Annotated in this window: 21 protein-coding genes; 19 read left to right on the top strand and 2 right to left on the bottom strand. The window is 66.3% G+C overall.

Annotated elements, in window-relative coordinates; translation table 11 throughout:
* Positions 1 to 20 precede the first annotated feature (20 nt).
* Together KW83_RS02545 and KW83_RS02540 are read right to left on the bottom strand one after the other, a co-directional pair.
* Positions 21 to 1,487 carry a multicopper oxidase family protein gene (locus KW83_RS02545; protein WP_036173969.1) on the bottom strand — a complete coding sequence of 489 codons (1,467 nt, stop codon included), beginning with the start codon at positions 1,485 to 1,487 and terminating at the stop codon, positions 21 to 23.
* A 173-nt stretch (positions 1,488 to 1,660) separates the two neighbouring features.
* Positions 1,661 to 2,338, bottom strand: coding sequence for a TVP38/TMEM64 family protein (locus tag KW83_RS02540; protein WP_036173966.1), 678 nt, complete (start codon positions 2,336 to 2,338; stop codon positions 1,661 to 1,663).
* Between the two features lie 820 nt (positions 2,339 to 3,158).
* Here KW83_RS02540 and KW83_RS02535 point away from each other — a divergent pair.
* The 19 genes from KW83_RS02535 (at position 3,159) to KW83_RS02450 (ending at position 22,765) form a co-directional block, all read left to right on the top strand.
* Positions 3,159 to 5,159 (top strand): heme lyase CcmF/NrfE family subunit, encoded by a 2,001-nt coding sequence (locus tag KW83_RS02535; RefSeq protein ID WP_036173963.1) that lies wholly within the window; start codon positions 3,159 to 3,161, stop codon positions 5,157 to 5,159.
* A 4-nt stretch (positions 5,160 to 5,163) separates the two neighbouring features.
* Positions 5,164 to 5,724: a DsbE family thiol:disulfide interchange protein gene (locus KW83_RS02530; RefSeq protein ID WP_036173960.1), complete on the top strand. Its 561-nt coding sequence runs from the start codon at positions 5,164 to 5,166 to the stop codon at positions 5,722 to 5,724.
* Positions 5,721 to 6,191: a cytochrome c-type biogenesis protein gene (locus KW83_RS02525; protein ID WP_036173957.1), complete on the top strand. Its 471-nt coding sequence runs from the start codon at positions 5,721 to 5,723 to the stop codon at positions 6,189 to 6,191. Before KW83_RS02530 ends, KW83_RS02525 begins: the two co-directional genes overlap by 4 nt.
* Positions 6,188 to 7,339 (top strand): c-type cytochrome biogenesis protein CcmI, encoded by a 1,152-nt coding sequence (gene ccmI, locus KW83_RS02520; RefSeq protein WP_036173954.1) that lies wholly within the window; start codon positions 6,188 to 6,190, stop codon positions 7,337 to 7,339. The genes KW83_RS02525 and ccmI overlap by 4 nt, the downstream gene beginning before the upstream one ends.
* 338 nt (positions 7,340 to 7,677) lie before the next feature.
* Positions 7,678 to 8,790, top strand: coding sequence for a transporter substrate-binding protein (locus tag KW83_RS02515; RefSeq protein WP_036173951.1), 1,113 nt, complete (start codon positions 7,678 to 7,680; stop codon positions 8,788 to 8,790).
* Positions 8,787 to 9,377, top strand: coding sequence for an ANTAR domain-containing response regulator (locus tag KW83_RS02510; RefSeq protein WP_051928151.1), 591 nt, complete (start codon positions 8,787 to 8,789; stop codon positions 9,375 to 9,377). The genes KW83_RS02515 and KW83_RS02510 overlap by 4 nt, the downstream gene beginning before the upstream one ends.
* Entirely contained in the window at positions 9,374 to 10,270 is an 897-nt protein-coding gene (locus KW83_RS02505) for an ABC transporter permease (RefSeq protein ID WP_036173947.1), read from the top strand. The genes KW83_RS02510 and KW83_RS02505 overlap by 4 nt, the downstream gene beginning before the upstream one ends.
* Positions 10,270 to 11,190: an ABC transporter permease gene (locus KW83_RS02500; protein ID WP_036173944.1), complete on the top strand. Its 921-nt coding sequence runs from the start codon at positions 10,270 to 10,272 to the stop codon at positions 11,188 to 11,190. Before KW83_RS02505 ends, KW83_RS02500 begins: the two co-directional genes overlap by 1 nt.
* 29 nt (positions 11,191 to 11,219) lie before the next feature.
* Complete coding sequence (locus KW83_RS02495; protein WP_036173941.1) at positions 11,220 to 12,839, top strand: ABC transporter substrate-binding protein; 1,620 nt, start codon at positions 11,220 to 11,222, stop codon at positions 12,837 to 12,839.
* Positions 12,840 to 12,843: 4 nt separating this feature from the next.
* Positions 12,844 to 13,785 carry an acetamidase/formamidase family protein gene (locus KW83_RS02490; RefSeq protein WP_036173938.1) on the top strand — a complete coding sequence of 314 codons (942 nt, stop codon included), beginning with the start codon at positions 12,844 to 12,846 and terminating at the stop codon, positions 13,783 to 13,785.
* Complete coding sequence (locus tag KW83_RS02485) at positions 13,782 to 15,557, top strand: ABC transporter ATP-binding protein (protein WP_051928149.1); 1,776 nt, start codon at positions 13,782 to 13,784, stop codon at positions 15,555 to 15,557. The genes KW83_RS02490 and KW83_RS02485 overlap by 4 nt, the downstream gene beginning before the upstream one ends.
* Positions 15,554 to 16,201 carry an ATP-binding cassette domain-containing protein gene (locus tag KW83_RS02480; RefSeq protein ID WP_036173935.1) on the top strand — a complete coding sequence of 216 codons (648 nt, stop codon included), beginning with the start codon at positions 15,554 to 15,556 and terminating at the stop codon, positions 16,199 to 16,201. Before KW83_RS02485 ends, KW83_RS02480 begins: the two co-directional genes overlap by 4 nt.
* Entirely contained in the window at positions 16,198 to 17,748 is a 1,551-nt protein-coding gene (locus tag KW83_RS02475; RefSeq protein WP_051928148.1) for a M14 family metallopeptidase, read from the top strand. The genes KW83_RS02480 and KW83_RS02475 overlap by 4 nt, the downstream gene beginning before the upstream one ends.
* Positions 17,749 to 18,132: 384 nt before the next feature.
* Positions 18,133 to 19,218: an ABC transporter ATP-binding protein gene (locus tag KW83_RS02470; RefSeq protein WP_036173932.1), complete on the top strand. Its 1,086-nt coding sequence runs from the start codon at positions 18,133 to 18,135 to the stop codon at positions 19,216 to 19,218.
* Positions 19,218 to 20,303 carry an ABC transporter ATP-binding protein gene (locus tag KW83_RS02465; RefSeq protein WP_036173929.1) on the top strand — a complete coding sequence of 362 codons (1,086 nt, stop codon included), beginning with the start codon at positions 19,218 to 19,220 and terminating at the stop codon, positions 20,301 to 20,303. The genes KW83_RS02470 and KW83_RS02465 overlap by 1 nt, the downstream gene beginning before the upstream one ends.
* Positions 20,300 to 21,172, top strand: coding sequence for a carbohydrate ABC transporter permease (locus KW83_RS02460; protein WP_036173926.1), 873 nt, complete (start codon positions 20,300 to 20,302; stop codon positions 21,170 to 21,172). Before KW83_RS02465 ends, KW83_RS02460 begins: the two co-directional genes overlap by 4 nt.
* Positions 21,169 to 22,062 (top strand): carbohydrate ABC transporter permease, encoded by an 894-nt coding sequence (locus tag KW83_RS02455; RefSeq protein ID WP_036173923.1) that lies wholly within the window; start codon positions 21,169 to 21,171, stop codon positions 22,060 to 22,062. The genes KW83_RS02460 and KW83_RS02455 overlap by 4 nt, the downstream gene beginning before the upstream one ends.
* Positions 22,062 to 22,493 carry a hypothetical protein gene (locus tag KW83_RS20380; RefSeq protein ID WP_152563452.1) on the top strand — a complete coding sequence of 144 codons (432 nt, stop codon included), beginning with the start codon at positions 22,062 to 22,064 and terminating at the stop codon, positions 22,491 to 22,493. The genes KW83_RS02455 and KW83_RS20380 overlap by 1 nt, the downstream gene beginning before the upstream one ends.
* Entirely contained in the window at positions 22,493 to 22,765 is a 273-nt protein-coding gene (locus KW83_RS02450; RefSeq protein WP_036173920.1) for a DUF2160 domain-containing protein, read from the top strand. The genes KW83_RS20380 and KW83_RS02450 overlap by 1 nt, the downstream gene beginning before the upstream one ends.
* The last annotated feature ends 7 nt before the right edge of the window (positions 22,766 to 22,772 follow it).

Below are 22,772 nucleotides of genomic sequence, written 5' to 3'. Positions count from 1 at the left end.
TTGTTCCTGTGAATGTTTCGTCAGACGTAGCGGACAGTCGTCATCATGCCGGCATACATGTGATACAGGTTATGGCAGTGCAAAGGCCACTCACCTGGGTTTGATGCGTCGAAGGCGATCGTGACGCTGTCCATCGCCGGCACGAGCACCGTGTCGCGCATCGCCCCCGCAAAGCGCGCCCGGCCAAGCCCGACCACCTGGAAATGGTGTCCGTGCAGATGCATGGGGTGGGACATCATGGTGCGGTTGACCATCGTCAGTTCGACCCGCTCTCCCATGGCGATGTCGGTGGGGGCGCGGTTCTCGAACGCCCGTCCGTCGATCGTCCAGGCATAGGGCGACATCGCTCCGGTCAGGTACACCGTGACCGCGCGGCCGGCGTCGCGCGGCTCCAGAGGGTTTCGCGCGACAAGACGGCGTTCGAGGTGGGACAGAACCGGTGAGGCGTCGGTGTCGCCCACCTGCGCCAGCCGAGGGATCTCCCCCCCCGGGGTCGCGAGTACGATACCGGTGCGGCCGACGTCGCCCTCACGCTGGGCGATGATGGGCAGCGCGGTGGCGGCGTTGGGCACGTCCAGCACGATATCGAGCCTCTGCGCGATCGCGATTTCGAAGCCGCGCCCGACGATGGGCGCGACATCCATGCCGTCGACGGCGATGAGACGCCCGGTGACCGCGCCCAGGTCGATCCAGAAGTTCGTGGCGGCGGCGGCGTTGACGATGCGAAGCCGTACCGGGGCGCCGCGTTCGACGGGCACGACCTCTGGATCGTCGAGCGTACGGTCGTTCGCAAGATAGGCGTCGAAGGTGATGTCGTTCAGGTCCATCTCCATCGGCATGTCGCCATCCGCGTCCCCGTCGCCCTGCGCCATCATGCCGCCGTCCATCCCGGGCATCGGCATCCGCATCATGCCCTTCTTCGACGCCGCCACCCCCGATCCGACATGCGTGGCCTCGCCGGCCGCGAGCCGCTCGAAAATCTCTTCGGGATGGGCGAAGCTGAAGTCGTGTAGGACCATCACGACCTCCTGCATCTGCGGCGGGCCGTCGCGGACGATCAGCGGCGCGGCCATGAGCTGCGCCTCCTGAAGCCCGACGTGCGAATGCATCCAATGGGTGCCCGCGCGCGGCAGGTCGAAGGCGAAATCCATGCTGCCGCCGGGCGCGATGGGCGGCTGAGACAGGGTGTTGCCATCCTGGGCGAAGGGTGGCGTCAGACCGTGCCAGTGGACGATCGTCGGCACGTCGGCCTTGTTGGTCAGCCGCACGTCGAACCCCTGCGACCGATCCAGGGTCAGGCCGGGCCTGCCATCCGGGCCGGTAATGCCATAGACGCGCGCCGCACGCCCTGCCACGTCAAGCGTGCGGGTCTCTACCGTCAGGTCCCTTTTGGGCGCGGCGCCGGCGGCGCGCGGCACGGCGCTCATGGCAAGGGCGGCCGCCCCGCACTGCAACAGCGAACGGCGAGAGATACGGGGTGCGAGCATGTGAATGTTCCGGATGAAAAGAGATCACCCGGCAAGTGGGCTTTCCAGCGCAGTAAGCTCAAGTGCCAATCTCGTGAATGGCGACATCTGCGGCGCCGACTGTTCCGGTGCCCGTGCGTGCGCCGGGATCGCCAATGCGCGCAGGGCCGTGTCGCCGGCAGGGGGCTGAACCCTCAGCGCCCCCGTTTCCGGCCGAACATGGTCCAGACCAGGGGCGCACCGGTGACCAGCCCCAGCCCCGCGATGGCCCAGGTCGCGATGCCGTTGCCATCACTCATCGCCGCTGTCCCGAGATGGCTGAGCACGAAACTTGCCGGGACGATCCCGGCAAGCGTGGCCAGCGCAAAGCGCCAGAAGTGGATCGCGCTGAGTCCGGCCGCGTAGCTGACGATATCGAAGGAGACGAATGGCATGAGCCGGCTCAGGAAGACCGCCAGGGTCAACGCGTTCTGGGACCCGACAAGCCCTTTTTCGATGCTGTCCCCGAGCCAGCGGCGCACGACATCGCGCCCCAGGATGCGGGCAAGCCCGAACGCGATGAGCGCGCCGATTTCCGCGCCTGCAACGGTGAGCAGCGTACCCTCGATATGTCCGTAGGCCGCGCCGGCCGCCATGGCGATGGGTGCGCTGGGAATGGGGGACGCGACCACGGCGACGATCATCGCGGCCACGATCACGATGGGGCCGTATATGCCGGCGCGCGCCACCAGCGCCTCGACCGCCTGCCGGTCGAACGCCCCGCGCAGCGATGCGAAGGCCGGCGTATCCCAAAGAAGGAAAAGCGCCAGCCCGACCAGCGCCAGCAGCGCAACGATACCGAACCGCAGATATCGCTTGCCCGCCGGACTCATCGCGCGGTCCCGCCGCCGGCCCGACGATGGAGGCCGCCTTGCCAGCGACCCGGCTGGTTGCCGATGCCCGCGCCGGGGATCGCACGGTCACGTCGCGGCACATGCTGACCCGTTTTATCGGTTTCCACACGGATAGTGCGCGCCGCAGATCTCGCGGCGCCCGTGGCGGTATCGCAGATGTTCGGTCCTGCTGTCCGGCCCGCCTTCGGGTATTCCGGGTTCGGTCCGGTCGCGGACGGTTCCGGCCCTCTGCCGCCGGCTGGCCCGGCTCCAAAACCTCGATATGTCATGAGGGTGCGGATGCCGGCCGGCTCTGTCGCCAATCGTGCGCGGGCACCGGTGTCCACCGTCCGTCGGCCTGCGCTGACGTTACACTGCCGACCGGGTAAGCGATCGGTTTCGTCCTATGCATCATGCTCCGCTTTTCCCATGTTGTTGCCGCGCTCCGTTCCATTTGACGCAGGGATCGGCGCATGGAGGTTTTCCAGGCGGTCGATGCCGTCCTCGAGGCGAAAATCGTCGGCAGGACGACAGACGGAAATGTCGCCCCGACAGGCACGACGATGCCGCCGGCCAGGCCCAGGGCCATACCGGTGGCGGAAGTCGCAAGATGTGCGATCGGACGCATGTCATTCCCAGCCGGATAGGGTATATCCGGGTTTAGGTGGAGTTTCCGCTGCGGGAGGGTCAAGCGCGTGGGATATCACGGATTTGTCACCGCAGAAAACGGTTCCCGTTCACGCGGGACGGTTGACCTTCCAGCAACGGAACCGGTCAGGTGAAAACATAAGATCGACCCGGGCAGAAAGAAGGAAGACACATGATTCCCGAACTTGGCCAATTCGCACTGCTTCTTGCCCTTGTCGCGGCGCTCGTCCAGTCGGTCCTGCCCATCGTCGGCGCTGCGAAACGCAATGTCCTGTGGATGCAGAGCGCGACAACCACAGCCGTCTTGCAGCTCGGCCTGATCGGACTGGCCTTTGCGGCGCTGATGCGGTCCTTCGTGGTGAGCGATTTCACGGTGCGCAACGTGGTCGAGAATTCGAACTCGCTGAAGCCGATGCTGTTCAAGGTCTCCGGCACGTGGGGCAGCCATGAGGGGTCGCTGCTTTTGTGGGTTCTGATCCTCGCCCTGTTCGGAGCCGGTGTGGCGATCATGGGGCGGAATGTGCCGGACGGGTTGAAGGCGCGGACGCTGAGCGTGCAGGCCTGGATCAGCGTCGGTTTCCTGAGCTTCATGCTGTTCACATCCAACCCGTTCGAGCGTGTGTTTCCGCCCCCCGTGGACGGTCAGGACCTGAATCCGCTGTTGCAGGACGTGGGTCTCGCGATGCATCCGCCGCTGCTCTACATCGGGTATGTCGGATTCTCGATCGTGTTCAGCTTTGCCGTCGCCGCCTTGATCGAGGGGCGCATAGATCCCGCCTGGGCGCGCTGGGTCCGGCCCTGGACCCTGGCGGCCTGGACCAGCCTGACGGCGGGCATCGCGCTCGGGTCCTGGTGGGCATATTACGAGCTTGGCTGGGGCGGCTGGTGGTTCTGGGATCCGGTCGAGAACGTCAGCTTCATGCCCTGGCTTCTGGGCACCGCGCTGCTTCACTCGGCGATCGTCACGGAAAAGCGCGACGCGTTCAAAAGCTGGACGATCCTGCTTGCGATCCTGACATTCTCCCTGTCGCTTCTGGGGACGTTCGTCGTGCGTTCGGGCCTTCTGACCAGCGTTCATGCCTTCGCCGTGGACCCCGAGCGCGGGCTTTACATCCTTGGCCTGCTCGGCATCACGATCGTCGGATCGCTGACGCTCTACGCGGTGCGCGCCCCCAAGCTGGAGGCGGGCGGCATCTTCGCACCGATCAGCCGCGAGGGCGGACTTCTGGTCAACAATCTGCTTCTGGCGACCGCCACCGCCGTGGTGTTGTTCGGCACGCTCTACCCGCTCTTCGTGGAAGCCGTCGCCGACGACAAGATTTCGGTCGGACCGCCGTTCTTCAACGCAAGCTTCATCCCGATCATGCTGCCGCTGATCGTCGTCATGGCGGTCGGACCGCTGCTGTCATGGAAGCGGGCCGACCTGCCGGGCGTGCTGTCGCGGCTGAAATGGGTGGCGGCGCTGACCGCCATCGCGGCTCTTGTCGCATGGTATATCGATACGGGCGGGCCGGTTCTGGCCGTCATCGCCATTGCGGTCGCGGTGTGGCTCTTCTTCGCCACCCTGCGCGAATGGGCCCTGCGGGTGAAGCTGGGCAGCGCGCCGCTGGCCGAGAGCTGGCGGCGCGCACGCGGTCTGCCGCGCGCGTCGCACGGGATGACGCTGGCGCACGCCGGGCTTGCCGTCTGCATCCTTGGCTTCACCGGATCGAGCGCCTGGAAGGATGAGGTGATCCGCTTCGGGGCGCCGGGGACCGAAGTCTCCATCGCCGGCTTCGACCTGCGGCTCGAAAAGGTCGAGCGGTTGCGCGGACCCAACTACTTCTCTGACATGGGGACATTCACCGTCACCCGGGACGGCGAACCGGTCGCGGTGATGCGGCCCGAGCGGCGGAGTTATCCGGTCGCACAGTCGCAGACGACCGAAGCGGCGATCAGGTCGACCATAGCGGGCGATCTCTACGTCTCGATCACCGCACCCGCGGACGAAGAGGCGCAGGCTGCCGGCATGTGGACCATGCGCATCCTCTATGAGCCGCTGGTGGGGTTCATCTGGCTGGGCACGTTCATGCTGGTCGGCGGCGGCCTGCTTTCCCTGTCGGACCGGCGGCTGCGGGTCGGCGCGCCGCGACGGTCGCGCGTGCCGTCGGCAGTCGCGACGCCAGCGGAGTAGCCCGATGGCGAGATTGCTGATCGCGCTCCCGGCCCTGGTCGCCGTCCTGATCGGAGCACTCTTTCTCTGGGGGCTGGATCCCGACCGGGACCCGGGGGCGATCCCGTCCGTGCTGATATCGCAACCGGTGCCGGAGTTCGATCTGGAGCCGATCGACGGCGTCGGCGTACCGGGGTTGTCGAAGGCGGACCTTGCAGGGTTGGGCAAACCCGCGCTGGTCAATGTCTTTGCATCGTGGTGTGTGCCCTGCCGCGCCGAGCACGCGGTGCTGACGCGCCTTGTCGAAGACGATGGCGTGACGCTGATGGGTCTGAACTACAAGGACAAGCCCGCGGATGCTGCCGCTTGGCTCGCCAGGTTGGGGAACCCCTACACCCGGATCGGTTCGGACCTGTCGGGACGTGCCGGCATCGAATGGGGCATCTCCGGCGTGCCGGAAACCTTTGTGGTCGACGCCACCGGAACCGTCATCTATCGCCAGGTCGGCGCGATTTCCACCGCCGACGACCTTGCCAAAATCAAGGCGGCCCTTGCGGCGGCCGGAAGCGGAGACGTTGCGTCATGAAGCGGCTGTTGGCTTCCCTCTCTGTTGCGCTGGCCCTGATCGCAGGCGCGGCACCCGCAGTGGAACCCGATGAAATGCTGGCCGATCCCGCCCTTGAGGCGCGCGCGCGCGACCTCTCCACAGAACTGCGCTGTGTGGTCTGCCAGAATGAGAACATCGACAGCTCGAACGCCGGGGTCGCGCGCGATCTGCGCCTTCTGGTGCGCGAACGGCTTGTCGCGGGCGACAGCGACAAGGAGGTGCTGGAATACGTCGTTGCACGCTACGGCGATTTCGTGCTGTTCCGCCCGCCGTGGAAGCCGATCACCTACGCGCTGTGGCTGGCTCCGGCGCTGATCTTCCTGGGGGGTGCAGTGGGCATCGCGGCCGCACTGCGCCGCCGGCGCGGGCGCAGGACCGAACCGCTCACCGAACAGGAACTGGCCGAGATCGACGTCCTCATGGGGCATTCGGGTAAGTCGACATGATGTGGGTTCTCTTCGGTGCGCTGGCTCTGGCCTCGGGGCTGTTCATCGCGCTTCCGCTCCGGCGTGGCGCGTCGGTCCGCTCGCTTGGACGCAGCGACAGCACCATGGCGATCCTGCGTGACCAGCTTGCCGAGGTCGACCGCGACCGCGCGCGCGGCCTGATCTCGAAGGCCGAGGCGGACGCGGCCACGATAGAGGTCAAGCGGAGGATGCTTGCGCTGTCGCGCCAATCCGAAAAGGCGACCATGGAGGCCGGGTCCGGCCGGGGGGTCCTGCTTGTCGCCGCCGGACTGGTCCCTGCCCTGGCCGTCGTTCTCTATCTGCTCAGCGGCTCGCCCGACGTGCCTAGTGTGGCGTTTGCCGACCGGGCGGACGAGCGCGCGGAATCGGCCGAGATCGCGGAGCTGGCGGGCCGCTTGCAGGACCAGCTGGAGAGCGATCCCGAAGGCGGTCCCACCGAGGGCTGGCAGCTTCTTGCGGCAGTCTATTCGCGAATGAACCGGCCTGCTGCGGCGGCCGAGGTCTACGGCCGCTTGCTCGACCGTGAGGATGCCACATCGGCGACGTTCTCCCTCTACGCCGAGGCTCTTATCCAGGCGGAAAACGGGATCGTCACGCCGGACGCGGAAGGGGCGCTCGACCGGGCGCAGGAGCTCGACCCGAGCAATCCCGCCGCGACGTTCTACAAGTCGGTCGCCATGGAGCAGGCCGGCGCGCGCGCGGACGCCCGCGACCTTCTTCTGGCACGGCTCGACGCGTCCGACGGGTTCCAGCCCTGGATGGAAAGCTTCGTCGCCCGCGCCAACCTGCTGGGCGACCAGATCGGCGCCGACGCGATTTCCCTGGCCGACTATGCGCCGATGCTGCGCGGCCCCGACGCGGCCGACATGGCCGCCGCATCGGAGATGAGCGAAGAGGATCGTGGCGCGTTCATCCGGTCGATGGTCGACGGCCTCGCGACGCGGCTGGAGGAGAACCCCGACGACCTCGACGGCTGGCTGCGGTTGGGAAGGGCCTATGCGGTTCTGGGCGACACCGAAAAATCGCGTTCGGCCTATGAGAGCGCAGAGGCCCTGTTGGCCGATGTCCCGCAGGACGACCCCCGCCGGGCGGTCGTCCGCAACGCGCTTGGCGGCAGTTCCGAATGAGCCACGGCGATCCTTCGAAAGGTCCGGGCTCCGCCACCGACATGCGCGCGGGATTGCCCAGCTTCTAGACCGCGGCTGCGCCACCCGGCGACGAAGGAACAGTTCGGCGCCGGTGCTCTGTCAGTACCTCGGTGCGAAAACGACCACCAGCGGGTGTCGAGAGCCTCGAAATCCGGCAAATTACGCAGCCCGGCAGTTCATGCACGCGGTCGCTGGACAAGTTCCGCCGGGTGGCGCAGCATGTTTCCAAACGGTCGCAGGGATCGACCACGGCAATCGGGCCTCGCAATCCACCGGACCTCCGGCGGATCGGGGCCTTTTTAGTTTTCGGGGGGCGCGTGGCATACAGACTCGGTCTCATCTTCTCGACCACTGGCAGCTACGCCGCGCTTGGGCGCAGCGCTCTTGCGGGCGCGCTCGGAGCCATCGAGCAGACACGCCGCGCGGGTGGTATCGGGATCGAGCCGGTTATCCGCGATCCGGGCGGAGACCCCGCTCTCTACGAGGCGCAGACGGCGGAACTGCTCGACGCGGGCGTGCGCAACATCATCGGTGCCATCACATCCTGGAGCCGGAAGGACATGATCCCGGTGCTCGAACGGAAGGGCGGGCTGCTGTGGTACCCGTGCCCCTATGAGGGGTTCGAGTGCAACGATCACGTCGTGTACCTTGGTGCGGCGCCCAACCATCACGTCGTGCCGGCGATCGACTGGATCGCGGCGCAGGGGATGTCGCGCGCCTATCTCGTCGGTTCCAACTATGTCTGGGGCTGGGAGACCCTGCGGTTGGCACGCGAGCGGCTCCAGGCGCACGGAATAGAGGTGGCCGGCGAGCGTTTCGTGCCCCTGGGGTCGACCGAGCACGGTCACGTCATCGACGAGATTCGGGCCGCATGTCCCGATTGCGTCGTCAACAGCCTGATCGGACCGTCCAGCGTCAGTTTCGTGCGCGGGCTCGGGGCGCGCGACCCAGACCGGCGCGGCCGTCCAGGGCATCTTGTCAGCTTCAACCAGACGGAGGCCGACCTCGACGAACTCGGACCCTATGCCGACGGGTTGCTGTCGGCGGGCGGTTTCTTCGCCGAGGATGCAAGCCCGGAGTTGCGTGCCGTCGCCCGGACCCATGCGCCCAACGGTCGGGTCTCTGCGTTCCTTGCCACGGCCCATGCCGCGGTCGAACTCTTCGCCGCGGCGGTTGCGCGCGCCGGCACCGACACTCCCCATGCCGTGTTCCGGGCGACCTGCGACGCGCCGGTGGCCACTGCGCTGGGCGATATCCGCATCGACCCGGTGATGCGGCACGCGGCGCTCGCCCCGCGTCTCGCCCTGGCGGGGGAGGGCCGGTTTCATGTCATCGACCGGGCGGCCGCGCCCGTTGCCGCGGACCCGTACCTGTCTCACCAGACGGTCCCGCACATCGACCGGCCTCCGGCCCTGAGGATCGTGACGTGACCGGCATCCCCGAGCACAACTTCGCCGGCCGGTGCGCCCTGGTCCTGCACCGGTCCGAGGATGCGATCCGGCGCGTTGTCGAGCGGTGCGAACGTCTAGGTGTTCACGCGACAGGTCGTCTTCGCGAACTGGACGCGACGGATGTCGAGGCGGCTCACGTGGTGATCTTCGATATCGATAGCGGCCATGACGCGGCTTTGCCATGGACGCCCGGAGACGCGCCGGTGCCGTCGATCGGCCTTGTCGGATCCGAAAGTCCCGGCCGGCTGGGCTGGGCGCTGGGCCAGAACGTGGATGCATTCCTGCCGCTCTCTGCGCTGGGCAATCTGTTTTCGGCGCTGGTCATAGCCCACGCGACCTTCGCGCGCCGGTCCGCCATGGCGCGGGAGCGTGCCGAGATCGCGCGTCAACGGGCCGGACGGCTCGACGTGATCCGCGCAGTGATCGCGCTGATGGCGGACGGCAGAGACGAGGCGCTGGCCCTGAAACAGTTGCGCACCATGGCGATGATCGGGCAGACGACCCTGGAAGATGCGGCGCGCGCGCTCTTGTCGGCGCGGACCGGGCGCCGGGAAGAGGGCCGATGAGCGCCGCGGCCGATCCCGCCGCGCGGCCGCGCCGCAAGGGGGCGGGCGATGTCCTGCGCCAGCTTCTGCAGCGCCCGCGCGCGGCTTTCGGCCTGATCGTCATCGCCGCGATGGTGCTTGCCGCCGTTTTCGCGCCGATCATCATGCCGGCCGATCCCTTCGCGCAAAGCTTCGACGGGCTCGACCTCATGGGCGCGCCGCTTCCGCCGGGCGGCGAATACCCGCTGGGCACCGACCTGCTCGGCCGCGATCTCGCCTCGCGGTTGATCCTCGGGACGCGCACCTCTCTCATCATCGGGGTTCTGGCCAACGGCATCGCCGTCGTCCTGGGCGCGGGGGTCGGCATCACGGCAGGGTATTTCGGCGGCTGGACGGCGGCGATCCTGATGCGGTTCACCGATCTGATGATGGCCTTTCCGGCGCTGCTGCTGGCCATCGTCCTGGCCGCGATCTTCCAGCCGTCGCTGCTGATCGTCGCGCTGGTGATCGCCATGGTGAACTGGGTGCAGATGAGCCGCGTGATCTACACCGAGACGCGCAGCCTTGCCGAGCGCGAATTCATCCAGGTCCAACGCGCCATCGGTTCCGGCCCCATCCGCATCCTGTTCCGGCACCTGCTGCCGCACCTGCTGTCGACGATCATCGTGTTCGGCACGCTCGGCATCTCGACCACCGTCCTGCTGGAGGCGACGCTCAGTTATCTCGGGGTGGGCGTGCAGCCGCCCATGCCGTCCTGGGGCAACATCATCTTCGAGAACCAGACATATTTCTCCTCCGCGCCTTGGCTGGTGTTCTTTCCCGGGCTGCTGATCGTTCTGCTGGCGCTGGCGTTCAACCTGGTCGGCGACGCGCTGCGCGACATTCTCGACCCGACGCTGAGGGGGCGGCACTGATGTGGGCCTATCTGCTGCGCCGCCTTTTCGAGAGCGCGCTGATCCTTCTGGGAATTACCTTCGTCACCTTCGTGCTGCTGTATCTGGTCCCCGCCGATCCCGCCCGGCAGATCGCGGGGCGGTCGGCCACCGCCGCGACGGTCGAGAACATCCGCGACCAGCTTGGCCTGAACGATCCCCTCGTGGTGCAATACTGGCGCTACCTGACCGGGCTGGCGCAGGGCGATATGGGCCGCTCCTATCTGCAGCGGGCGGAGGTCTCGTCCCTGATCGCCGCGCGCCTGCCCGCAAGCCTTCTGCTCATGGTGTCGGCCATCGTCACCGAGTTGATCATCGGACTGACCATCGGCGTGGTCGCCGCCCTGCGCCGCAACCGGCCCGTGGACCATTCGCTGATGATCTTCTCCTTTGTCGCGATCTCGGCGCCGCAGTTCGTCATCGGTATCCTGCTTCTCTACGTTTTCGCGGTGCAACTCGGCTGGTTCCCGATCGGGGGCTACGGCACGTTCGCGCATCTCGTGCTGCCCTCGGTCACGCTCGGGCTGCTCGGGGCGGGGTGGTACAGCCGTATGATGCGGTCTTCGATGATCGAGGTGCTGAACCAGGACCTTGTCCGCACCGCGCGCGCCAAGGGCCTGTCGAAGCTGCGCATCGTCACGCGGCACGTGATGCCGAACGCGATCCTGCCGATCATCGCGATGATCGGGATCGACATCGGACTGTTCATGTCCGGCATCGTCGTGGTGGAAAGCGTGTTCGGCTGGCCCGGTATCGGCCAACTTGCATGGCAGGCGATCCAGCGCGTCGACATCCCGGTGATCATGGGCGTCACCATGGTCTCTGCCACCGCCATCGTGCTGGGAAACCTGTTGGCCGACCTGGTCGCGCCCCTCATCGACCCCCGCATCAAGACGAAATGAGAACCGCGAGTCCAACAAGGAGAAAGTCAATGAAATCGATGCTTCTATCCTCGGCCCTGGGCCTGAGCATGATCGCGGCCGGCGCGCAAGCCCAGGTGGACGAAAACGCGCCACAGGGCGGCGAGATGATCGTGACCTACCAGGACGACGTCGCCACGCTCGATCCGGCGATCGGCTATGACTGGCAGAACTGGTCGATGATCAAGTCCCTGTTCGACGGGCTGATGGGATATGAGCCGGGGACCACCACTCTCAGGAACGAGCTGGCCGAAACCTACGACATCAGCGAGGACGGGCAGACCTACACGTTCACGCTGAAAGACGGGATCAAGTTCCACAACGGCCGCGAAATCGTGGCCGATGACGTGAAATACTCGCTAGAGCGGGTCACCGACCCCGAGACGCGCAGCCCGGGGGCGGGCTTTTTCGGCATGATCGAAGGGTTCGATACCTGGAACGCGGGTGAGGGAGAGGGCCTGTCGGGCGTGCGGGTCGTGGACGACAAGACCGTCGAGATCACCCTATCCCGTCCCGACGCAACGTTCGGCCATGTCATGGCGCTGAACTTCGCCTCCATCGTGCCGCGCGAGGCCGTGGAGGAGGCGGGCGAGGATTTCGGCCGCAGGCCCGTGGGGTCCGGTGCCTTCCGCCTGGCCGAATGGACGCCCGGCCAGCAACTCGTCTTCGAACGGTTCGGGGAGTACCACCGCGACGGCGTGCCGAAGCTCGACCGCGTGTCGTTCAACATCGGGTTGGAGCCGACCGTCGCGCTGCTGCGCATTCAGAACGGTGACGCCGACGTGCCGGGCGACGGCATCCCGCCGGCGCAGTTCCTGCAAGTCGTCAACGACGCGGAGTATGAGGATCAGATCGTCGAAGGCGGTCAGTTGCAGACCGGCTACATCACCATGAACACGCAGATGGCGCCGTTCGACAACGTCGATGTGCGCAAGGCCGTGAACATGGCGATCAACAAGGACCGCATCGTTCAGATGATCAACAACCGCGCGGTGCCGGCGAACCAGCCGTTGCCGCCGTCGATGCCCGGATACGCGGAGGATTACGAAGGCTACGAATACGACCCCGAGGCCGCGCGGCAGATGCTTGCCGATGCGGGCTTTCCCGACGGGTTCGAGACCGAACTCTTCGTGATGAACGTGGATCCCAATCCGCGCATCGCCCAGGCCATCCAGCAGGATCTGAGCGAAATCGGCATCACCGCCGGGATCCGCAGCCTTGCGCAGGCCAACGTGATCGCCGCGGGAGGCGAGTCGGATCAGGCGCCGATGATCTGGTCGGGCGGCATGGCGTGGATCGCGGATTTCCCCGATCCGTCCAATTTCTACGGTCCGATCCTGGGCTGCGCAGGCGCGGTGCCGGGCGGCTGGAACTGGTCGTGGTACTGCAATGAGGAGATCGACGCCCGCGCGGCGGACGCCGATGCCATGGTCGGCGACGCCGCCGCCCGCGAGGACGCGTGGCGCCAGATCTACGTCGACATCATGGCCGACGCGCCATGGGTGCCCGTTTTCAACGAGCAGCGCTTCACCCTGCATTCGGACGCCGTTGCCGGCGACGACAGCCTGTTCGTCGATCCGGTGCATATCCCGGTGAACTACGACTACATCTATTCGACCGAGGCGGAATAATCGCATGTGCAGGAATTGCGACTATACGATCCACGGCCATCACCATCACGGGTGGGACCGGTCGATCCCGCCCGCCCAGACCGTCGCGCCGGGGTCCCGGCTGCACTTCCAGTGTCTCGACAGCTCGGGCGGTCAGTTCACCGCCGACAGCACGTCGGCCGATGTCGCGAAGCTCGATTTCGGCAAGATCAACCCGGTCACCGGCCCCGTCCACGTGGATGGCGCCGAACCGGGCGATATCCTCAAGGTGCAGATCGAGGCGTTCCACCCCTCTGGTTTTGGCTGGACGGCGAACATCCCGGGGTTCGGGTTGCTCGCGGATCAGTTCGAGGCACCGCATCTGAGGACGTGGAGCTACGATCCCGACACGCTCGCGCCTGCGCTGTTCTCGGATATCGCGCAGGTTCCGCTCAAGCCCTTCGCGGGCACGATCGGCCTGGCGCCCGCGGAACCGGGGCTGCATTCGGTCGTGCCGCCCCGGCGCATGGGCGGCAACCTGGATATCCGCGATCTGGCGGCCGGCACCACGCTCTACCTGCCGGTCGAGGTCGCGGGCGCGCTCTTTTCCATCGGCGACACGCATGCCGCGCAGGGCGACGGCGAAGTTTGCGGCACCGCCATCGAAAGCCCGATGGATGTCGAGGTGACGCTCGACCTGATCAAGCAGGAAAGACTTGCCTTTCCGCGCTTCACCACGCCGGGGCCGGTCACGCGTCATGTCGACGCCAAGGGCTACGAGGTGACGACCGGGATCGGCCCGGACCTGATGAGCGGGGCGCGCGACGCGGTGTCTGGCATGATCGACCTGCTGGGCGCGACCCACGGGATCGCCGCCGAGGACGCCTATCTGCTGTGTTCGGTCGCCGGCGACCTGCGCATTTCGGAGATCGTGGATATGCCCAACTGGGTGGTCTCGTTCTATTTTCCGCGCGCCGTGCTGGAATGAGCGGAGCCGAAGACATCGGGCCGGGCGATGGACGCCTGGTCCTCACCGTCCGCGACCTGACGATTCAGGTCGCGACCGAAACCGGCGCGACGACGGTGCTCGATGCCCTGTCCTTCGACCTGGTGCGGGGCGAGACGCTTGCGCTCGCCGGAGAGAGCGGGTCGGGCAAGTCGATGACGGCGCTGGCGATCATGGGCCTGTTGCCGCAACCCATGGCGCGGATCGCGCAAGGCTCGATCCGGATGGGAGACACCGAGCTGACCGGGCTGGGCGAGCGCGGCTACCGCAAGGTCCGCTCCAACCGAATCGCGATGATCTTTCAGGAGCCGATGACCTCGCTCAATCCGCTGATGACGGTCGAGCGGCAGATCTGCGAGGTTCTGCTCGAACATGGCGTCTGCGCCCGCGGCGCGGCCTCGAAACGGGCGCTGCGACTGTTGCAGGATGTGCGCCTGACCGAACCCGAACGGCGCCTGTCGCAATATCCGCACGAGTTGTCGGGCGGGATGCGCCAGCGGGTGATGATCGCCATGGCGCTGGCCTGCGATCCCGAAATCCTGATCGCGGACGAGCCGACGACGGCGCTCGACGTGACGGTGCAGGCCGAGATCCTGGATCTGATCCGCACGCTCCAGGCAGAGCACGGCACTGCCTTGCTTATGATCACCCACGACATGGGCGTGGTGGCAGAGATGGCCGACCGCGTGATCGTGCTGCGCGACGGCAAGGTGGAGGAATCCGCGCCGGTCCGCGAACTCTTCGCGGCACCTCGTTCCGACTACGCCCGCGCCCTTCTGGCGGCGGTCCCGCAACTCGGCGCCGCGCCGGACCGTCCGGCGCCGTCCGGGGCGAGAAAGGTCATAGAGGTGGACGACCTGAGCGTCCGCTTCGACATCTCCGGCGGTCTTTTCAACCGCACGGTGGCGCGGGTCCACGCGGTGGAGGGCATCTCTTTTTACATCCGCGAACGTGAGACGCTGGCGCTGGTGGGCGAATCGGGCTGCGGGAAATCGACCATCGGCAAGGCGCTCCTCGGCCTCGTGCCATGGGAGGGCTCGATCCGCATCGGCGGCGTGCAGACGCGCGGTCGATCGCGCGCGGCCATGCGGCCGCTGCTGCGCGACATCCAGATGGTGTTCCAGGATCCCGGCGCCTCTCTCGACGCGCGGATGAGCGTGGGCGAGCAGGTTGTAGAGCCGCTGCGCGTGCATGGGCTGGCCAGCGGATCGGAACTTGCCGATCGCGCGGAATGGCTGTTCCGCCGCGTCGGACTGTCGCCCGACATGCTGTCGCGCTATCCGCACGAATTTTCCGGCGGCCAGCGGCAGCGGGTCTGCGTCGCGCGCGCGTTGTCGCTGTCGCCCAAGGTCATCGTCGCGGACGAGAGCGTTTCGGCGCTCGACGTGAGCGTGCAGGCGCAGGTGCTCGACCTGCTGCAGGAGTTGCAGGAAGAGGACGGGCTTTCCTATCTCTTCATCAGTCACGACATGGCCGTGATCGATCAGGTGGCCGACCGGGTCGTGGTGATGCGACTGGGCGAGGTCGTGGAAGAGGGGCCCCGCGACGCCGTGTTGCGCGACCCGCGCCACCCGTACACGAGACGGCTGCTCGCCGCGGTGCCCGTACCCGACCCCACGCGGCAGCGCCCGCCCCTGCCTGACGCTGCCGGGATAGAGGAGGACAGCCCGATCTTCGCGGTCGGCTCCGGTCCGGCGCGAGTCGAACTGCACGACATGTCGCAAGGCCACCGCGCCGCCCTGACCGCGCCGTGACCGGCAAGGGCCACATCCTGACGGTCGAGGGACTGTCCATCGACTTCGGCGAAACACCTGCCGTGCGCGACCTCAGCTTTCGCGTGCCGCGCGGCAAGACCCTTGCAATCGTAGGCGAAAGCGGCTCCGGCAAATCGGTCACCTCGCTGGCGGCGATGGGGCTGCTGCGCTATACCGGCGGGCGTGTCGCATCGGGGCGGATCACCCTGCACGGCACGGATGGCGCCACAGAGATCACCACCGCGAAGGAGGCCGTGCTCCGGCGCATCCGCGGCAACAGGATCTCGATGATCTTCCAAGAGCCGATGAGCTCGCTCGATCCGGTCTTCACCGTGGGCAGCCAGATCGGCGAGGCGCTGCGGCTGCATCGCGGCCTGTCGCGCGCCAAGGCGCGGGACGAGGCCGCGCGGCTTCTGGATCTGGTGCGGATGCCCAACGCGCGCCAGCAGCTCGGCCGTTATCCCCACCAGCTCTCGGGCGGCATGCGCCAGCGCGTGATGATCGCCATGGCCGTGTCCTGCCGCCCGGACCTGCTGATCGCGGACGAACCCACCACGGCGCTCGACGTGACGATTCAGGCGCGGCGGAGCGGAACGGGGGGCCGCGCCTGCGCTCGGCCTACAAGACGCTGCTGCATGACGTGATCGAGGACGGGCTGCTGGACGGTGCGACGCGGGCCACGGTTCACTACCCCGTGGTCGACGGCTGCCCCAGCGATCGCTTCCGTCTTGAATGTTATCCGCTTCACGCGCTGTTTGAGGGTTGCGAGATCCGTTTCGCGCCCCGCGAACACAACGTGGGCGGCCTGCCGGAATATACAGTCGAGACGGATCGCGCGCGCCACAAGGTCGCGGTTCCGGTGCGATGGACCACGATGGCGGACGGGCGGTCCGCCCTTTCCGCCTGCGGGTGGTGGGAGCCGGGGACCGGAGACGGCGGGCCGCTGCCGACCGAGTACGAACTGATCTTCGCGCGCGCCTGCAAGGCCCTGTCGGCGCTGCCGCTCGACCCTCTCTCACCGGACGCGCCGCACGGCCCGTTCTTCGAGAGGCTGGAGATCGACGCGACCATCCCCGCCGCCGACATGCGCCTGCCGGTTGGCCACGAATGCATCTCGCTTGCCGAGGCGCTGCACGAGGAGTTGTATTTCGCCAGTCTCGAAATCTTTCGTGCGCGTCTCGGCCTAGGGCCGGAGGATCGCAGTGTCGCCTGTGGCCAGATCGTGCCGCGGATCGCGGTCTCTTCGACGCCGCGCCTGACCATGCGCCTTTCGTCCGGCACGGCGGCCCGTGAGGCGACGCCGCCGACGCGCCCCGCGCTTGCGGATGCGACGGACTGGCTGGCGCCGGAAGCGATCGCGGGGCATCTTTCGCTGCTCGGCGGCACAAGATACGCGGCGGTGTCCCGTCAGGGCAGGGCGGTCCCGGGCACATTCGTCGCCGGCACCGGCGCGGCCCGCCTTGCGATCTCGGCCGGCCAGCATGCCAACGAAAGCTCGCCCATGGTCGGCGCCCTTCGCGCCGCACATGACCTGGCGGCCGAAGGCACTGTCAGCTTCACCCTGAACGCACTCGAAAATCCCGATGGCTACGCCGTGTTCCGGGAACTCTGTGCCGCGAACCCCACCCACATGCACCACGCCGCGCGCTATACCGCCAGCGGCGCGGATCTCAGCCATGGCATGGGGACATACGAAAGCGCGATCCGCACGCTGGCGCGCAGTCATCTCGCCGCTGATGTCCATGTGAACCTTCATGGCTATCCCAGCCACGAGTGGACCCGTCCCTTGACCGGCTACGTGCCCGACGGGTTCGCGCAATGGACGATCCCAAAGGGCTTCTTCCTGATACTGAGACATGCCCCGGACCGGGCCGATCTGGCGCGCCTCGTTCTGGAGGCCGCGCTCGACGCGCTGGCCGGGTTTCCGCAGCTTGTCGCGCAGAACCGCCGGATGCTCGACCTCTACGGACAGTATGTCCCTCAGCGCAGCTTTGAGGTCCACCGGGGTGCCATCCCGTTCACCGCGACGCCGACGGCCGATCCGGATTACCCCGTCACGCTCATCACCGAAGCCCCGGACGAGACCATCCGCGGAGAGGACTTCCGCATTGCGCATGAGGCGCAGTACCGCACCGTGCGCGCCGTCGCCGCGGCCCTTGCGACGCGTGGCGCGACCCGCGACGGGGCATGAGTCGCTGCGACGGACAGGGGTTGTCTGGAACGTCGTTTCCAGCCCCAGGGCCATCGGCCCGTGGTACCGGTGCGAAGGACGGACCATGCCTGCCGGCACCCGAAATGTCCGGATCCCGATGACCGTCTTGCGACGCCGGACACGTCGCGCACGGATCGCCGCACCGAAGGGTCGCCCGATGACGTGCCGATCTGGGCGGTCGCCCAAAAAAGGTGCCGATGCGCCGACGCCGGTCCGTGCGTGATGGGCTCCGACGCCGCCGCTGCCCTACGTCGCGTCCGAGTCGCCGCGGGCACTGGACAAGTGCGTCTTGAAAGTGCCTTCATGGCCCCGTCCTAACCGTGGCGGCGATCGCGGAGGGTTGTGGGGGGAGAGAATCCGACAATGAGCCTGACGCTCGAAAACATCTCCAGGGTGGTGGGGGCCGAAACCCACATCCATCCAACGGATCTGACGCTGGAACCTGGCACCATGAATGTGCTTCTGGGGCCGACCAGTTCCGGCAAGACCTCCTTGATGCGGCTTATGGCGGGACTAGATCAGCCGACCACGGGACGGATCCTGTGGAAGGGCGACGACGTGACCGGCCAGCGCGTGCAGGACCGCAAGGTCGCCATGGTCTACCAGCAGTTCATCAACTACCCGTCGATGTCGGTCTACGACAACATCGCCTCACCGCTTCGCCTCATGGGTCTGAAGAAGGATGAGATCGACACACGCGTGCGCGGAACCGCGGACCTCATGCAGCTGTCGCCCATGCTCGACCGCAGGCCGCTGGAGCTGTCCGGCGGGCAGCAGCAGCGCTGCGCCCTGGCCCGCGCCCTGGTCAAGAACGCGGGACTGGTCCTGCTGGACGAACCGCTGGCGAACCTGGACTACAAGCTGCGCGAGGAGTTGCGCGCCGAGATTCCGAACATCTTCGAACGCTCCGGCTCGATCTTCGTCTATGCGACCACAGAGCCGGAGGAGGCGCTGCTTCTCGGCGGGCATTGCGCAACCCTGTGGCAGGGCCGTGTGACCCAGTTCGGCCCGACGCCCACGGTCTACCGCCGGCCCGCCGATGCGACGACGGCGCGCGTGTTCTCCGATCCGCCGATGAACTTTCTCAAGGTAGAGAAATCCGGCGACCGGATCAGCTTCGGCACGGATCAGACGCTGCCCTCCGGCACGATCGCGTGCGGCGTCGCGGACGGGACGTATCTGGCGGGCTTCCGGCCCAACCACCTGTCCCTCACCCCGGGCGCCGACACGCTGTCTTTCGACACGGAACTCACGGTGACCGAGATCACCGGGTCGGAAACCTTCGTCCATCTCGACCACCATGGCGAACGCTGGGTCGGCCTGGTGCACGGGGTCGAGACGCTCGAACCCGGACAGGTCCTGACGGTCCATCTCGACCCGGCCCATGTCTATCTTTTCGATGCCGACGGCGCACTGGTCCAGGCGGCCCCCTACGCAGAGGCTGCCTGATGGCCAAGATCACCCTGAAGAACCTGGCCCATTCGTACCTGCCCAATCCGTCGGCAGAGGATGATTTCGCGCTCAAGGAAATGACCCACGACTGGCGCGACGGCGAAGCCTATGCCCTGCTTGGCTCATCGGGCTGCGGCAAGTCCACGCTGCTCAACATCATCTCCGGCCTGCTGCGGCCCAGCCACGGCCGGGTGCTGTTCGATGGGCGCGACGTGACCGATCAGGCGACGGCAGAGCGCAACATCGCCCAGGTGTTCCAGTTTCCGGTGGTCTACGACACGATGACCGTGCGCGAGAACCTTGCCTTTCCGCTGAAGAACCGCGGTATCGCCGCCGCCGAGATCGCCGAGCGGGTGCAGCGTGTCGGCCGGATGATCGGGATGGAGGCGACGCTGAACCACAAGGCCCGCGGCCTCACCGCCGATGCCAAGCAGAAGATCAGCCTGGGTCGCGGCATGGTGCGCGAGGACGTGAATGCGCTGCTGTTCGACGAACCCCTGACGGTGATCGACCCGCACATGAAATGGGAGCTGCGCACCCAGCTGAAGAAGCTGCATCAGGACTTCGGGCATACCATGATCTACGTCACCCACGACCAGACAGAGGCTCTGACCTTCGCTGACCGGGTGGTGGTGATGTACGATGGCCGCGTGGTCCAGATCGGCACGCCGCAGGAGCTGTTCGAGCGTCCCGCGCATACGTTTGTGGGCTACTTCATCGGCTCGCCGGGCATGAATCTGTTCGACGCCAGCATCGACGGCACCAAGGCGCAGATCGCCGGCACGCAGTTCGATCTTGGGACCACCTACGCGACCAACGGCGGCGACACGAAGATCGGCGTGCGGCCCGAATACATCCGTCTGGCGCCGAAGGGCCTGCCCGCCCGGGTCACGCGGGTGGAAGATGTCGGCCGGCACAAGATCATCCGCCTGGAGCTTGGCGGACAAGAGGTCAGCGCCATCGCCGGAGAGGGCGATACGGTTCCCGACGGGGGCACGCACGTGCAGTTCATCGAGGGCGGGGTCAACGTGTACGAGGACGGCTGGCGCGTGCCCTCCGCCAAAGAGAAGGACGCCGCGTGATGAAGACCGACAACCAGAAGGCGTGGTTCCTGGTCCTGCCGGTGCTGGTGCTGGTGTCGTTCTCGGCGGTGATCCCGCTGATGACGGTGGTCAACTACTCGGTCCAGGACACGTTCGGAAACAACGTGTTCTTCTGGGCGGGGCTGGAATGGTTCGACCAGATGCTGCGTTCGGAGCGGATGTGGAACGCGCTCGGCCGTCAGCTGGCGTTCTCCTCGATCATCCTGGCGATAGAAGTTCCGCTGGGCGTGTTCGTCGCGCTCAACATGCCCAAAAAGGGCGTCTGGGCCTCTGTCTGCCTGGTGCTCATGTCGCTGCCGCTGCTGATCCCCTGGAACGTGGTCGGCACGATCTGGCAGATCTTCGGGCGGGTGGACATCGGCCTGCTGGGCTACGCGCTGGACGCCATCGGGATCGACTACAACTACACCCAGGGGTTCTATGCGGCCTGGGCCACGGTCATCGTCATGGACGTGTGGCACTGGACGTCCCTGGTGGCTCTGCTGGCCTATGCGGGGCTGCAATCCATTCCCGACGCCTATTATCAGGCCGCGAAGATCGACCAGGCGTCGCGCTGGGCCGTGTTCCGCTATATCGAGCTTCCGAAGATGCTGGGCGTCCTGATGATCGCGATCCTGCTGCGGTTCATGGACAGCTTCATGATCTACACCGAACCCTTCGTGGTCACCGGAGGCGGACCGGGCAATGCCACAACCTTCCTGTCCATCGACCTGGTGAAGATGGCGCTGGGACAGTTCGACCTTGGCCCGGCGGCGGCGTTCTCGCTGATGTATTTCCTGGTGATCATGGTGATCAGCTTCGTGTTCTACACGGTGATGACGAGCCTCGACAAAAGGGACGCGAAATGACCGACGCAACCGCCCAGGCGCCCGGCGCGTCGTCCCTGCCGGAGGACCTGACCGCCGAGCGCAACGCCTCCAGGGTCGGGCGCCGGTTCGGCCCCTCCGGCTCGGCCGTGGTGATGGTGCTCTACCTGCTTTTCCTGATGCTGCCGATCTACTGGCTGCTCAACATGAGCCTCAAGACCAACAACGAGATCCTAGGCGCCTTCTCGCTCTGGCCCCGGAACGCGACGTTGCAGAACTACGTGACGATCCTGACCGATCCGTCCTGGTACATGGGCTATGTCAACTCGCTGATCTACGTGCTGATGAACACGGCAATCTCACTGACCGTGGCGCTGCCGGCGGCCTATGCGTTCTCCCGCTACAACTTCATGGGCGACAAGCACCTGTTTTTCTGGCTGCTGACCAACCGTATGGCGCCGCCGGCGGTGTTCGCGCTGCCGTTCTTCCAGCTCTACTCATCCGTGGGGCTGTTCGACACACATATCGCCGTGGCTCTGGCGCACGCTCTCTTCAACGTGCCGCTGGCGGTCTGGATCCTGGAAGGCTTCATGCGCGGCGTCCCCAAGGAGATCGACGAGACCGCCTATATCGACGGCTATTCCTTCGGCAGGTTCTTCGTGAAGATCTTCATGCCGCTGATCTCCTCCGGGATTGGCGTGGCGGCGTTCTTCTGCTTCATGTTTTCCTGGGTCGAGCTTTTGCTGTCGCGGACCCTGACATCCGTCGACGCCAAGCCCATCGCCGCCACCATGACCCGCACTGGCGGCGCCGGCGGCATCGACTGGGGCGTGCTCGCGGCGGCGGGCGTGCTGACCATCATTCCGGGCGCGCTGGTGGTGTTCTTCGTGCGCAACTACATCGCCAAGGGCTTTGCTTTGGGGCGGGTGTGATGGTGTATTTCCTTATACTGGCTTTCGTCAGCCTGTCAGGCACTGCATTCGCTTTTGACGATTCAGCGATCATTGCGAAGTGTGATGAAGATTGGGGCACAGATTTCGAGATGGTAGCTTACTGCCGTAAAGAACAGCGAGAAGCTGGCCAGGCCGTAGACGCCTTCCGTGAGCGAGCCGAGAGCGATGACAACTCCGCAACTATCCTGGCACGTTGCGACAACGAATGGGGACGTGACTATGCAATGGTTGAATACTGCATCGAACAACAGAGTGACGCTCTAGAATCTCTTGCCTCGGTATCTGCTGATGTGCCGGTCGATGTGAAGGATCTCATAATGCAGAAGTGTTCTGCCGACTGGGGGTCCGATTTCGCGATGGTGGCCTACTGTCGCGACCAGCAAATCGACGCTTGGGAGAGCCTACAGTGATGGCATGGATGGCATGGACCTGGCCCACGGCGGCCTTCTTCGGCATCATCGCCTTGCTGCTGATCGTGTTCACCGTGCTGGCGATCCGCTATCCGGAGACGCCGCGCAAGGGGATCCTGGGGATCGAGACCACGCGGGGGGACCGGTTGTTCATCTCGCTGCTGGCCTCTGCCTTCATCAGTCTGGCCTGGCTGGGTCTGTCCATCGCGCCCATGCCGTTCGCCCTTATCGCATGTCTCGCCGTCGCCGTCGTGATCTTCCGAACCGTGTGACGCCGAA

The sequence above is a fragment of the Palleronia rufa genome (genome assembly GCF_000743715.1).
Lineage (GTDB): Bacteria > Pseudomonadota > Alphaproteobacteria > Rhodobacterales > Rhodobacteraceae > Palleronia > Palleronia rufa.
Note: the sequence above shows the minus strand (reverse complement) of the source record. Positions and strands in the feature narration are given on the sequence as shown.

Coding starts and splice junctions, on each gene's coding strand:
- KW83_RS02545 (WP_036173969.1), bottom strand. CDS start 1,487: ATGCTCGCACCCCGTATCTCTCGCCGTTCGCTGTTGCAGTGCGGGGCG.
- KW83_RS02540 (WP_036173966.1), bottom strand. CDS start 2,338: ATGAGTCCGGCGGGCAAGCGATATCTGCGGTTCGGTATCGTTGCGCTG.
- KW83_RS02535 (WP_036173963.1), top strand. CDS start 3,159: ATGATTCCCGAACTTGGCCAATTCGCACTGCTTCTTGCCCTTGTCGCG.
- KW83_RS02530 (WP_036173960.1), top strand. CDS start 5,164: ATGGCGAGATTGCTGATCGCGCTCCCGGCCCTGGTCGCCGTCCTGATC.
- KW83_RS02525 (WP_036173957.1), top strand. CDS start 5,721: ATGAAGCGGCTGTTGGCTTCCCTCTCTGTTGCGCTGGCCCTGATCGCA.
- ccmI (WP_036173954.1), top strand. CDS start 6,188: ATGATGTGGGTTCTCTTCGGTGCGCTGGCTCTGGCCTCGGGGCTGTTC.
- KW83_RS02505 (WP_036173947.1), top strand. CDS start 9,374: ATGAGCGCCGCGGCCGATCCCGCCGCGCGGCCGCGCCGCAAGGGGGCG.
- KW83_RS02500 (WP_036173944.1), top strand. CDS start 10,270: ATGTGGGCCTATCTGCTGCGCCGCCTTTTCGAGAGCGCGCTGATCCTT.
- KW83_RS02495 (WP_036173941.1), top strand. CDS start 11,220: ATGAAATCGATGCTTCTATCCTCGGCCCTGGGCCTGAGCATGATCGCG.
- KW83_RS02490 (WP_036173938.1), top strand. CDS start 12,844: ATGTGCAGGAATTGCGACTATACGATCCACGGCCATCACCATCACGGG.
- KW83_RS02485 (WP_051928149.1), top strand. CDS start 13,782: ATGAGCGGAGCCGAAGACATCGGGCCGGGCGATGGACGCCTGGTCCTC.
- KW83_RS02470 (WP_036173932.1), top strand. CDS start 18,133: ATGAGCCTGACGCTCGAAAACATCTCCAGGGTGGTGGGGGCCGAAACC.
- KW83_RS02465 (WP_036173929.1), top strand. CDS start 19,218: ATGGCCAAGATCACCCTGAAGAACCTGGCCCATTCGTACCTGCCCAAT.
- KW83_RS02455 (WP_036173923.1), top strand. CDS start 21,169: ATGACCGACGCAACCGCCCAGGCGCCCGGCGCGTCGTCCCTGCCGGAG.
- KW83_RS20380 (WP_152563452.1), top strand. CDS start 22,062: ATGGTGTATTTCCTTATACTGGCTTTCGTCAGCCTGTCAGGCACTGCA.
- KW83_RS02450 (WP_036173920.1), top strand. CDS start 22,493: ATGGCATGGATGGCATGGACCTGGCCCACGGCGGCCTTCTTCGGCATC.